Here is a 13,303-nt window from a genome sequence, read left to right as displayed (position 1 = left end):
AAAAAACTAGATAGCAAAGACTATCTAGTTTTTTTCTCGAATATATTTTCGAACTTCAGAAATGAAATAAAGAGAACCTGTTATGATAAAAACATCATTTTTCCCTATCATTTCAACTTTTGTATCAATTGCCTCTTTCCAATTTTCAAAAACTAGTTTTGATTCTTTTTGCGAATATGATGCAAGCTTGTCGGCAGAAATAGCACGATCAAAGGCGAATGTTGTAAAAATAATTTCATCTGCAATGGTTTCTAATTGGCCTACCATGTTATGCAATTGTTTATCACCAAGGGCAGTAAATAAAACTATTACATTTTTATCTTTATAATGCGCTTCTACTGTTTTCACAAGGCTTTCAATACCTTCTGGATTATGAGCACCATCTATAATAATATCCGGGTTACTTTGTAGCTTTTCAAAGCGCCCAATCCAATACGCTTCCCGTAATCCCGTTCTTATTACCTCTTCCTCAATTAAAAATGATAAATATGTTTTTACATACATTACCGCCATAAGTGCTAGCGCTGCATTTCCTACTTGATGAATACCTTTCATTGAGATTTGCAAATCTTCAAATGCGGAAAAAGGACAAGTAAAATCAAACTGTTCCCCATCTTCGTTAGACTGTTTATGTAACACTGTAAAATGATTGCCAAGTTCGTATAAGTTTGCATGATTTTCCTTTGCAACATTTTGAATGACTTGCAAAGCTTCTTCATCTTGTACACCAGTAATTACCGGCACGCCAGACTTAATAATCCCCGCCTTTTCATATGCAATTTCTCCTAGTGTATTCCCTAAAATATGCATATGATCGTGACCGATATTCGTAATAATCGTGAGAACAGGGTGTATAACATTGGTAGAATCAAAACGTCCACCAAGCCCTGTTTCAAATAAAACAACATCACAGAAATTGACTTTACCGAAATAGCAAATTGCCATAACAGTAATAATTTCAAACTCAGTCGCTTCCCCTAAATCTGTCTCATCTAGCTTTTCAACGACTGGCTTTACCATCTTTACGAGTTCAGTAATCTCTTCATCTGCAATTGGTGTTCCATTCACACTAATGCGCTCATTAAATGTTTCGATGTAAGGAGAGGTAAACGTTCCTACCTTATATTTCGCGCCTTCTAACATGTAGCGCATATATGTTAACGTTGAACCTTTTCCATTTGTACCAGCAAGATGAACACATTTTATATGACGCTCTGGATTTCCGAGCTCTTCTAGCATCCAACTCATTCTTTCTAATCCTGGTTTAATACCAAATTTCAACCGGGTATGAATCCACCCTATCGCTTCTTCGTATGTATGTATCACGTATGCTTTTCCCCTTTCAAAAGACAACTTTCATAGTTCTATTATACGCAAAGAAAAGAGACTCACCAATATAGTGAGTCTCTAAAAACATTTTTACTTTTCAAGATCTGCTAGACGTTGACGAACTGCTTCGCGTTTTTCTAGGTAATCTTGCTCTTTCGCACGCTCTCCTTCAATAACCGCTGCAGGAGCTTTCGCTACGAAACCTTGGTTAGAAAGTTTCTTCTGTACACGTTCTACTTCTTTATCAAACTTCTCAAGTTCTTTCTCAAGACGAGCTCTCTCTTCATCAAGATTGATAAGATCAGCTAACGGTAAGAATAACTCCGCACCTGATACGATTGCAGTCATCGCTTTTTCTGGCGCTTGTAAATCCGTTTGAATTGTTAATTCACTTGGGTTACAGAAACGCTCAATGTAAGAGCTATTTTTCGTAAGTTGAGCAAGTACAGCCTCATCTTTTGCTTTAATTTGCATTTGAACTTTTTTGCTCATTGGCGTATTAACTTCTGCACGGATGTTACGAACAGAACGAATGATATCAACTAGAAGGTGCATTTCTGCTGCCGCTTCCGTATCTTGTAAATCTTCGCGAACTGTTGGCCACGCAGCTACTGTAATAGATTCGCCTTCATGCGGTAAATGTTGCCAAATTTTCTCTGTTACGAATGGCATGAATGGGTGTAATAGACGCATTGTTTGATCTAATACGTAAGCTAAAATAGAACGAGTTGTTTTCTTAGCTGCTTCATCTTCACCGTATAGTGGAAGTTTCGCCATTTCAATGTACCAGTCACAGAAATCGTCCCAAATGAAGTTGTATAATGAACGACCAGCTTCACCGAACTCATATTTATCCATGTTACGTGTTACACTCTCGATCGTTTCGTTTAAGCGAGTTAAGATCCACTTATCTGCAACTGATTTTTCACCAGTTAAATCGATTTCTTCATACTTCATGTCATCCATGTTCATTAATACGAAACGTGATGCGTTCCAAATTTTATTAATGAAGTTCCAAGTAGATTCTACTTTTTCCATGCTGAAACGTAAATCTTGACCTGGTGCACTTCCTGTTGATAAGAAATAGCGCATTGCATCTGCACCGTACTTCTCGATAACATCCATTGGGTCAATACCGTTACCAAGAGATTTACTCATCTTACGACCTTGCTCATCACGAACTAAACCGTGAATTAATACATCTTTAAATGGACGCTCGCCTGTAAACTCTAAACCTTGGAAAATCATACGAGATACCCAGAAGAAGATGATGTCATAACCAGTTACTAGTGCATCTGTTGAATAGTAACGTTTGAAGTCTGCTGAATCTTCATTTGGCCAACCAAGTGTTGAGAATGGCCATAACGCTGAACTGAACCATGTATCAAGTACGTCGTTATCTTGATTCCAGTTTTCAATATCTGCTGGTGCTTCTGTACCTACGTATACTTCACCAGTTTCTTTATGATACCAAGCTGGGATGCGGTGTCCCCACCATAATTGACGAGAAATACACCAGTCATGAATGTTTTCCATCCAGCGTAAATATGTGTTTTCAAAACGCTCTGGTACGAACGTTACTTTTTCTTCTTCTTTTTGTTGAAGTGCTACTGCTTTTTCTGCAAGTGGAGCCATTTTTACGAACCATTGTGTTGATAAGTAAGGCTCAACTACTGCACCGCTACGCTCACTATGACCTACTGAATGCATATGAGGCTCGATTTCTACTAATACGCCAGCTTCTTGTAAGTCTTTCACTAATTCTTTACGGCATTCGAAACGATCCATACCGTTATACTTACCAGCTTTTTCGTTCATCGATCCATCTTCGTTCATTACTAAGATGCGTGGTAAGTCATGACGGTTACCCACTTCAAAGTCGTTCGGATCATGAGCTGGTGTAATTTTTACAACGCCTGTTCCGAAGTCTTTTTCTACGTACTCATCAGCAATAATCGGAATCTCACGGCCTACGATTGGAAGTGTAACTGTTTTTCCGATTAAATGTTTGTAACGATCATCTTCTGGATGAACTGCTACCGCTGTATCACCAAGCATCGTTTCTGGACGAGTAGTAGCAAGGCGAATGTGACCTGAACCGTCTGTTAACGGATAGTTCATATGGTAGAATGCACCTTGAACTTCTTTATGAATTACTTCAATATCAGAAAGAGCTGTGCGTGTTGCTGGATCCCAGTTGATAATATATTCACCGCGGTAAATTAAGCCTTTTTCGTATAATTGAACGAATACTTTATTAACCGCATCAGATAAACCTTCGTCTAATGTGAAACGTTCGCGAGAATAGTCTAGCCCTAAACCAACTTTCCCCCATTGTTGACGAATGTGAGAAGCGTACTCTTCTTTCCACTCCCAAGCTTTTTCAAGGAATTTCTCACGGCCAAGATCGTAACGTGAAATACCTTCTTCACGAAGTTTTCCTTCTACTTTCGCTTGTGTTGCGATACCAGCATGGTCCATTCCTGGAAGCCATAACACATCGTATCCTTGCATACGCTTCGTACGAGTTAAAATATCTTGAAGAGTTGTATCCCAAGCATGACCTAAGTGTAACTTACCAGTTACGTTCGGAGGTGGAATTACAATTGTATACGGTTGTTTCTTCTCGTCTCCTGTTGCTTCAAAATACTTGCCTTCAAGCCACCATTGATAAAGGCCTTCTTCAACGGACATATGATCATATTTAGTTGGTAAATTCTTTTCCGTGTTTGACATTATTTTCCCTCCTTAAAATAAAAAATGTCCCTCATCCAAAAAGGACGAGGGACATCGCGGTACCACCTTTATTTACAAACAAATTCATAATTTGCTTATACTCTTAATTTGATAACGGACAAATCCGTCTTTTCCTAATGAGAACTATTCCGTTCAGAAAAGATGCTCCAGGGCTACCTTCTAACATAACTATCTAGAGAATCTCCCAGCTAATGATTCTCCTCTCTGAAGACGTTTCATGTTATACTCTTCCCCTTCAAGGCATTTATATGATTGTTAATTATTATATACAATAGTGTAAAAAACGAAACCTTATTCGTCAAGATAAATTTAAAACTATGGCTTTTCGGGTGAATACAAAAAAGATAAGTAGCATTCTCTACTTATCTTCTTTATCCCGCTATTTGTGGGCAGTAAGACCCCCACCTCAAAATTCAACTGAAGCAAAGAAGTTAGATGGGAGCCACCCACTGATTAAAGTTTCACTTTACCCGTTCCCTTGCTGGGCAGCTTGTAATTGTGACAGGAAATATTCTATATTGCTAACGAGCCAATGCGATTGTTGCAAACTCTTTACTTCGCGCAGTTCATTTTCCTCGCTGCGATTATCTTTTCTTTTCCTATAAGACCCGATTTGTCGAATAAATTGTGATGGATACGTCATATAAGCAAACATGAGAAGTTGCTCTTCTTTCGTAAATGGAAAATTTTTTTGATACATTTGATACCATTCAAACCGATCACTTCTTGCGATTGGATATGTGTTTAAAGACCGCGAATAAAAACCTACTATATCTTGCACAGGCGTTGCAAACTTCGATTTTTCCAAACTAATAAAATAGCCATTCCGCTCATAGTCAAATAAAAAATGATTAAGCGACACGTTACCGTGCACAAAAGTAATACGTGTTTTCTCTTTTTCTTTCATCGCATCGTTCCACTCATTTAATTGCTTCGTTGCAAATTCACGCGCGCTCATTACATGATGATAGTACGTACAATATTGTAATTCAAACGGAGACATATACCATTTCGATTCAGATTCTACGAGAAACTCTTCTAACATCTCACCATCATTTTCCCAGCGATCGGATATAGTTGTATAATGTTTTTCTAAATCTTCTTCCGTATATGTTTCTTCCTTCACAGTTTTTTGATGCAACGTTCCGAGTGTCTGAAACATTTTATGGTATTGATCATTGTCTTCGCCGTTTCCTTCTGCACGTTCTAACCAAGGCATTAAATAATAATTATACGTCCCGTCACTTAAAATATAATTTCCATCCGTCGCATGGTATATAGGTACATAATTTGAAAAACCTTTCTCCTTCAAATATTGAATATGATGCAGAAAATTATTCCGCTCTAACTTTCTGCCTTCTATTTTCTTGAGTGCATATGGACCTTGATTCGTATAAATTTTCATTACACTTCCGTGCTCTTCCATATGCTGCGTATCCAATCTATATTGCCTCACGATAGGTTCATAGTGATTTCGTAATTCAATATCCATACGAATAACCCTTTCTATTCAAAACATAGCCTCTAAGAAAAGAAGCGAGTGAAAACACTCACTTCCTTATTTCGCCTTTACCCTTGAAACGGGAATATAAATAATTTGCCCCGTATTTAAAAATATATCTTCTGTTTGATTGACACGGTACACATTTTGTACAGACGTTTCATAACGTTCTGCAATAGATTCAATTGTATCCCCTTCTTGCACGAAATACATTCTTAACTTTGTAAATTCTTCTTCCGGTTCTTTCGTAAATAGTTTTGTTAAATAAAGCGCATTTTCATCTCGCTGTGAGTACTCTTCTTCTTGTTCTTCCTGCTTTTTCGCTTTTTCTTTCTTGAAATCTTTTCGCCCAAACAATTCAAATTGCGGCGTTGTTTCTTGCTCCGCTTCACGCTCCACAAATTCATGTTCTTCTATTTTCTCTTCTTCTAATTCCTGTTCTTTTCTTTCCTCTAACTGGAACGGTTCAAATGCGTAATCTTCCCACTCATCTGATTCCTTATATGTTGGTTCTTCTACATGCGGCGCCGGTCTATTTTCATCCTCTTGCGCTGAATCTTCTTCTAACTCCGCATACACCGTCTCTTCCTCTTCAGCTTCATCCTCGCTTCTCTCTTCATCACATAAACCGGTAATAGATATATCCGCTAATAATTGTAAGCAACCATTTTCCTTTAATTCATAATCAAATTCCTCAATTGATACATATAGTTCTTCAATTACTTTCACTCGATTTCTCGGAATTGATATTTCAAGCGGAAAGGAATGAACAAGTTCATTAACCCCATCTTCCCTTGTTTCTACATAATCAATTGACTTTGCTGGCGATAGTTCTCTTAATGAATACGCCGAATCATCTTTTCGTGCAACATACTCTCCCGTTAAATCTAATTGCCCTCTCACAATTACTTCATGATCAAGCTCTTCTATCTCAACGTCTGGATCTAACGAAATTGACAAAAGTTCATCGACTTCCTGTCCCTTTTGGAACCAAACAGATTCTTTTAATGAAAATCGTAACGAATGATCTGCAGCCACTTCTTTTCCCCCTCCCAAACTATATGTCATTACAGATTTATGTAGGGAAAGCTTACTTTATGAATAAAAAAAATCGCTCCCCTTATGGAGAGCGATTTTTCTCTAATACATTATTTTAATTTTGACATTGCAATTTCAGCTGCTGCAATCGTCGCCTCAATATCTGCGTCACTATGTGCTGTCGATAAGAATAAACCTTCGAATTGAGATGGCGGTAAGAATACACCTTGTTCTACCATTTCACGATAGTAAGCCGCAAAGAATTCTAAGTTTGAAGATTTTGCTGCATCGTAATTAATAACGGGCTCATCTGTAAAGAAAATACCAATCATAGAACCTGCACGGTTAATATGATGCGGAATGCCATGTTTTTCAGCTGCTTTACGTAATCCAGCTTCTAACATTTCAGCTTTACGCTCAAATTCTACATATGATTCTGGCGTTAACTGTACTAACGTTTCATAACCTGCTGCCATTGCAAGTGGGTTACCTGATAAAGTACCAGCTTGGTAAATCGGTCCGCTTGGCGCAACTTGGCGCATAATTTCTGCTTTACCACCGTACGCTCCTACTGGTAAGCCACCACCGATTACTTTACCTAAACAAGTTAAATCAGGTGTTACACCGTAGTAACCTTGTCCACAGTTATAAGCAACACGGAATCCTGTCATTACTTCATCAAAAATAAGCAGTGCACCGTTTTGTTCTGTTACTTCACGAAGCCCCTCTAAAAATCCTGGTTGCGGAGGAACTACACCCATATTCCCTGCCACTGGTTCTACAATTACACAAGCAATATCATCACCGAATTGTTCAAAAGCGTATTTCACACTTTCTAAATCATTATAAGCTACTGTAATCGTATTTTTCGCTACACCTTCTGGTACACCAGGGCTATCTGGTAAACCTAAAGTCGCCACACCAGAACCAGCTTTAATTAATAACGAATCACCATGACCGTGGTAACAACCGATAAATTTCAAGATTTTATTACGACCTGTATAACCACGAGCTAGACGTAGTGCACTCATTGTCGCTTCCGTTCCAGAGTTAACCATACGCACAATCTCAATTGATGGTACGCGCTCAATAACAAGTTTCGCTAATTTATTTTCAATTTCTGTTGGTGCACCGAAGCTTGTACCTCTTTCAGCAACTGATTTTAACGCTTCTACCACACGATCATTTGCATGACCATGAATTAAAGGCCCCCATGATAATACGTAGTCGATGTATTCATTCCCATCAATATCATATACTTTAGAGCCTTTTCCACGCTCCATAAACAACGGATTCATCCCAACAGATTTAAAAGCACGAACCGGGCTATTTACGCCACCAGGCATTAAGTCTTGTGCCTCTTCAAACGCCGCAATCGACTTATCAAACTTTTTCATTATTTAGCGCCTCCTTCTTGTAACCATTTTGCTGCATCTTTCGCATGATACGTAATAATTAAGTCTGCTCCTGCACGTTTCATACTAATTAATTTTTCAAGAACAACTTCTTTTTCATTAATCCAGCCATTTTGCGCTGCCGCTTTAATCATCGAATATTCACCACTTACGTTGTAAGCAACGATTGGTAAATTGAAGTTATTTTTCACATCACGAATGATATCTAAGTAAGAAAGAGCTGGCTTTACAATTAAGAAATCAGCACCTTCCATTACATCTGATTCTGCTTCACGGAATGCTTCCATACGGTTCGCTGGGTCCATTTGATATGTTTTACGGTCACCAAATTGCGGTGCACCGTGCGCAGCATCACGGAATGGCCCATAAAATGCTGATGAATATTTCACAGCGTACGACATAACTGGCACGTGTCCAAAACCATTTTCATCTAATGCATGGCGAATTGCTGTTACGAAGCCGTCCATCATGTTTGATGGCGCAATAATGTCCGCTCCTGCTTTCGCTTGACTTACAGCTGTTTTCGCAAGAACTGCAAGAGACTCGTCATTTAAAATAATACCATCTTCAATTACACCGCAATGACCATGGCTTGTAAATTGACATAAACATGTATCCGCAACTACTACTAGCTCAGGGAAATCACCTTTAATTTGTTGAATAGCACGTTGTACAATTCCATGATCACAATATGCTGATGATCCAACTTCATCCTTTTCAGCAGGTAAACCAAATACAATAACAGAACGAATACCTAAATCAACAACTTCTTGCATTTCAGCTTGCAATAAATCTAAAGACATTTGATATACGCCTGGCATAGAAGGAACTTCATTACGAACATTTTCACCTTCTAATACAAAAATAGGGTAAATAAAATCTTCCGTATGTAAAAACGTTTCACGTACAAGCGCACGCATGCCCCCGCTTTGTCTTAAACGACGATGACGATTAAATTGTAAAGAGTTCATAGATTTCTGTCCCCATTCTTTCATTTTATAGATTCACAAACACATTGTAGCAATGCTTCTACAGTGTACTCTTTCGGCACAATAACAGACGGAAAATAACGAATTGCCTCTTTTTCCGTAATAGGTCCTATACAAGCAATTGTACATTTTTTTGTCCATTCTCTCCAGTTTGTACCCTCAAGTAAACGAACAAAACTAGTAACAGTTGAAGGGCTCGTAAATGTAATAATGTCTACTTCTCCTAACTTCAACGCTGCTATAAGCTCTTGCTTTTTTTCTATATTCACTTTCGTACCGTATACGATTAACTCATCTAGAGAAACACCAATTTCCCGAAGTTTAACTGGTATTACATCTCTTGCTAAATTTCCTTTTGGAAATAAAATACGTTCATTTCCACTTAATTCTTTTAGAAACTCTTCTGCAAATGCTTCTGCAACAAATGAAGTTGGAACAAAATGAACTTGATAGCCCCTTTTTTCTAACTCTAATTTTGTTTTCACACCTACCGCAGCGATTTTAATGGTTAGTGGTAGTTTCTTTTTCAAACTATCTAGAAAAAAAGCTACACCATTTCTGCTCGTAAAAATAACCCAGTCATACGAATGTAGCTGCCCTTCAATATGTTGAATTTGCCTATGAGACATACCTTCCATACGCAAAAGCGGAATTTCCAATGGAATTCCGCTCTTTTCTTTCACTGCTACACTCATTTGTTTCGCTTGATGCTGGGCACGTGTAATCAATACCGTTTTTCCAGCGAGAGCGTTCATATTTATTGTTGCTCCTTATTTGCAGCAAGAATGAGTTCTTTGGCGCCTTGTTTAATTAAACGGTCCGCGGCCTCTAACCCTACTTCTTCAGGATTAGTACCCACTACTGTTTCTTTTAATAAAACAGAACCATCCATAGAGCCGACAAGAGCTGTTAATTCGATTGCATCGTTTTCTGTAAGGGTTGCATATCCAGCGATTGGAACTTGGCATCCACCTTCAAGTTTATGAAGAAATACTCGCTCCGCTGCCACTGTTCTTTCTGTTATCGCATCATTAATATGCGCTAACAACTGCAATAAATCCTTATCATCCTCACGACATTCAATCGCTAATGCACCTTGTCCTACAGCAGGTACACATAACGTTTCATCTAAATGTTCTGTAATAACTTCATCATCCCAGCCCATTCTTTGTAATCCAGCTGTCGCTAAAATAATCGCATCGTAATCCTCTTCTTTTAATTTACGTAAACGTGTATCGATATTTCCGCGAATCCACTTCACTTGTAAATCTGGTCTCGCAGCGAGTAGCTGTGCACTACGTCTTAAACTACTCGTACCTAAAATAGCACCTTCCGCTAACTCTTTAAACGATGCTCCATTTTTTGAGATAAAAGCATCACGAGGGTCAACACGCTTTGGTGTACAGCCAATCATTAACCCTTCTGGAAGTACGGCTGGCATATCTTTCATACTATGTACAGCCATATCGATTTCTTTCGTAAGTAACGCATGCTCAATTTCTTTAACGAACAAACCTTTTCCGCCTACTTTTGAAAGAGTAACATCTAAAATCACATCACCTTTAGTGACAATTTCTTTCACTTCAAATTCATATGGTAAGCCAAGTGCTTTTAACTGATCAATAAACCAGTTGGTTTGCGTTAATGCTAGCTTACTCTTTCGTGAACCTACAATAATTTTGCGCATAATTCTCTCTCCTCATTATAAATACCAAAAGTGGAAATTAGATAAACTACTTAATAGAAAAATGTTAACTAACATTACGAGAAAGGCCCCTACATTCCACAGTACTATTTTCTTCCCTTGCAACACATCAGCCGCTCTTAAATACAAGCCCGCACAATATACAAATAGAACGACAAACGAACCAATTACTTTCGTATCATACCAATGAAAATTATCCAATTTTGTATATCCCCATATGCACCCTAATAAAATTGCTAGTAAGAAAAATGGAACAGAAAATAAATTTAATCCGTAAGACGTAGATTCAAGCTTCGGTAAATTCCCTAACCTTCTTAATCTCGCATTCCACTTTTTCTTTTTTAATAGGCGATATTGCAGTAAATACATAATAGAAAAAATAAACGATACCGTAAACGTTGCATAAGAAATAATCGCCATTCCAACATGCACGTATACAAGTTCTGAAACTAATTGCTCTGCAAGTACTGGCGACATCTTTCCGAGCGGTGTAAAAATAGAAAAAGCGCTTACGCCAAATGCAACAACATTTGTAAAGAAGACTAAAAAGTCAACGCGCATAAATCGATTTATGACTAACGACATCGTAATCAATAACCAAACATAAAAATAAATCCCTGATAATAAAGTTAAAATGGGATTCGTTTCTGAATCTGTCGCCCTAAGCAACATAAAAATAGACTGCAATACCCACACAATCGAAAGTAACCAAAAAGCAAATCGGTTCGCCTTTCGGTTACTTTGGAAATAATCTATAAAATATAAACTAATGCTACAAGCATATAAAATAATTGCAATATGATAAATAATACTGTTATTTAAAAAACTCATCCGATCATCCTTCCAAATTATAAAGATGGAACGGATGGTGTCCACACTCTTTTATGTTCTACTTCTTCCGCACGACTCTCTACTTCTTCCGTTTCTAAATCGAAAATCTTCGCAAATAACGCTAATTTTTCGCTCGCTCCCTCTTCAGCAGCTATTTCTTTCGCTACTAAAATTGGGTCTTTTAATAATTGATTAATAATACTTTTCGTATGCTTACTAATGACTTTTTTCTCACGATCACTAAGGTTTGGTATTTTTCGTTCAAGACTTTCCATCGTTTCGCTTTGGATTACAAGTGCCTTATCACGAAGAGCTGCTATTAACGGAACAACACCAAGTGTACTTAACCACGTTTTAAATAGAACAATTTCCTCTTCAATCATAAATTGAATTTTCTCCGCTTCTTTCAAACGCTCAGCACGATTTGCTTCCACTACTCCTTGCAGATCATCAATGTCATATAAGAAAGAACCTTCTAACTCATCAATCGCTGGATCAATATCACGTGGTACTGCAATATCAACCATAAATAAAGGACGACCAGAGCGCATTTTCTCTACCTTTGTCATCATCTCTTTCGTAATGACATACTCTGATGCACCAGTTGAACTAATTAAAATATCTGCTTCTAATAATGCACATTGTAGTTCGCTTAACGATTTTGCATGTCCCATATATTTCTCAGCCATTACTTCTGCTTTCGAAAGCGTCCTATTCATAACTGTTACTTTACGAGCACCGCTTCCATATAAGTTTTGCAATGCAAGTTCGCCCATTTTGCCAGCACCAAGAATAAGCACGTGACAATCCGTTAACTCGCCAAATATTTTCTTTCCAAGCTCAACAGCAGCATAACTAACAGACATCGCACTTTCACCAATTGTTGTTTCTGAGTGGGCACGTTTTGCTAATGTAATGACTTGCTTAAACAATTCATTAAAAATTGTGCCTGTTGCTTTAACTTGTTGTGCTTCTAAAAAGCTATCTTTTATTTGGCCTAAAATCTGTGTTTCTCCAACTACCATAGAATCTAAACCGCACGTTACGCGGAATAAATGGTCTATTGCACCATCTTGTTCAAAAATAGTTAAATATGGTGCGACTTCTTCTATTTCAAGCTGAAACCAATCAGCTAAAAATTTCTTAATATAATACCGTCCCGTGTGTAATTGATCGACAACAGCATAAATCTCAGTGCGATTACAAGTTGATACAATGACATTCTCTAACACGCTCTTTTGATTTTGTAATGTAGTCATCGCTCGCTCTAGCTCTGCTGCCTGAAATGTGAGTTTCTCACGAAATTCTACAGGGGCTGTTCGATAATTTACACTAACAACAAGAATATGCACGCAGCATGTCCCCCTTCACCCGTTTTATCACTTTATCTACTATCATAATACAACTTTCCTCTTATGAATCTGACAATCGTGTGAACAACCGATTATTTTTTAATTATTCTCCGTATGTAATAAAGGAGATTCAGCAAACTAATAAAAAAAATCCTACTTTATAATGATTATAAATTAACAACTCTATTTGTACGTTACCAAAAAAAGTCCTCATAATCAAGTGATGGAAACTATTCCATATAAATTATAACATCATCTTTCCTATCTTCTTTCATCATGAAGGAAAATATGTATGATTGTTCCAAAATGTAGCAAACACTTTCTCAATACAATGTATTTGACATTTTATTTCTTTTTCGTTATATTGATTTTACAAAATTAAATTG

The 13,303-nt window shown here is 37.6% G+C and carries 10 protein-coding genes and 1 other annotated feature; all 10 genes read right to left on the bottom strand.

Annotated features, from left to right (window positions below; translation table 11 throughout):
- Positions 1-24: 24 nt before the first annotated feature.
- The gene (locus ACODS7_RS10365; RefSeq protein WP_029443369.1) at positions 25-1,326 is read right to left on the bottom strand and encodes a bifunctional folylpolyglutamate synthase/dihydrofolate synthase; all 1,302 of its coding nucleotides are present in this window, start codon (positions 1,324-1,326) and stop codon (positions 25-27) included.
- Positions 1,327-1,419: 93 nt separating this feature from the next.
- Positions 1,420-4,065 (bottom strand): valine--tRNA ligase, encoded by a 2,646-nt coding sequence (locus ACODS7_RS10360; RefSeq protein WP_000072222.1) that lies wholly within the window; start codon positions 4,063-4,065, stop codon positions 1,420-1,422.
- A gap of 37 nt (positions 4,066-4,102) precedes the next feature.
- Positions 4,103-4,334: a binding site (T-box leader), on the bottom strand.
- A 218-nt stretch (positions 4,335-4,552) separates the two neighbouring features.
- Positions 4,553-5,578, bottom strand: a complete 1,026-nt coding sequence (gene ysxE, locus ACODS7_RS10355) for a spore coat protein YsxE (RefSeq protein ID WP_243168358.1) — start codon at positions 5,576-5,578, stop codon at positions 4,553-4,555.
- Between the two features lie 66 nt (positions 5,579-5,644).
- Entirely contained in the window at positions 5,645-6,655 is a 1,011-nt protein-coding gene (gene spoVID, locus ACODS7_RS10350; protein WP_140163894.1) for a stage VI sporulation protein D, read from the bottom strand.
- 80 nt (positions 6,656-6,735) lie between these two features.
- Positions 6,736-8,022: a glutamate-1-semialdehyde 2,1-aminomutase gene (gene hemL, locus ACODS7_RS10345; RefSeq protein WP_000712942.1), complete on the bottom strand. Its 1,287-nt coding sequence runs from the start codon at positions 8,020-8,022 to the stop codon at positions 6,736-6,738.
- Positions 8,022-9,011, bottom strand: a complete 990-nt coding sequence (gene hemB, locus ACODS7_RS10340) for a porphobilinogen synthase (protein WP_029443370.1) — start codon at positions 9,009-9,011, stop codon at positions 8,022-8,024. The genes hemL and hemB overlap by 1 nt, the downstream gene beginning before the upstream one ends.
- Positions 9,012-9,031: 20 nt before the next feature.
- Positions 9,032-9,784: a uroporphyrinogen-III synthase gene (gene hemD, locus ACODS7_RS10335; protein ID WP_016080169.1), complete on the bottom strand. Its 753-nt coding sequence runs from the start codon at positions 9,782-9,784 to the stop codon at positions 9,032-9,034.
- Positions 9,785-9,786: 2 nt separating this feature from the next.
- Positions 9,787-10,716 carry a hydroxymethylbilane synthase gene (gene hemC / locus ACODS7_RS10330; RefSeq protein ID WP_016080168.1) on the bottom strand — a complete coding sequence of 310 codons (930 nt, stop codon included), beginning with the start codon at positions 10,714-10,716 and terminating at the stop codon, positions 9,787-9,789.
- Between the two features lie 15 nt (positions 10,717-10,731).
- Positions 10,732-11,565, bottom strand: coding sequence for a cytochrome c biogenesis protein (locus ACODS7_RS10325; protein ID WP_000009002.1), 834 nt, complete (start codon positions 11,563-11,565; stop codon positions 10,732-10,734).
- Positions 11,566-11,582: 17 nt separating this feature from the next.
- Complete coding sequence (hemA, locus tag ACODS7_RS10320) at positions 11,583-12,917, bottom strand: glutamyl-tRNA reductase (RefSeq protein WP_016080167.1); 1,335 nt, start codon at positions 12,915-12,917, stop codon at positions 11,583-11,585.
- Positions 12,918-13,303 lie beyond the last annotated feature (386 nt).

This window comes from Bacillus sp. FG16 (assembly GCF_057809515.1).
The sequence above is the reverse complement of the archived record's forward strand: the minus strand, read 5'-3'. Positions and strand labels throughout refer to the sequence as shown.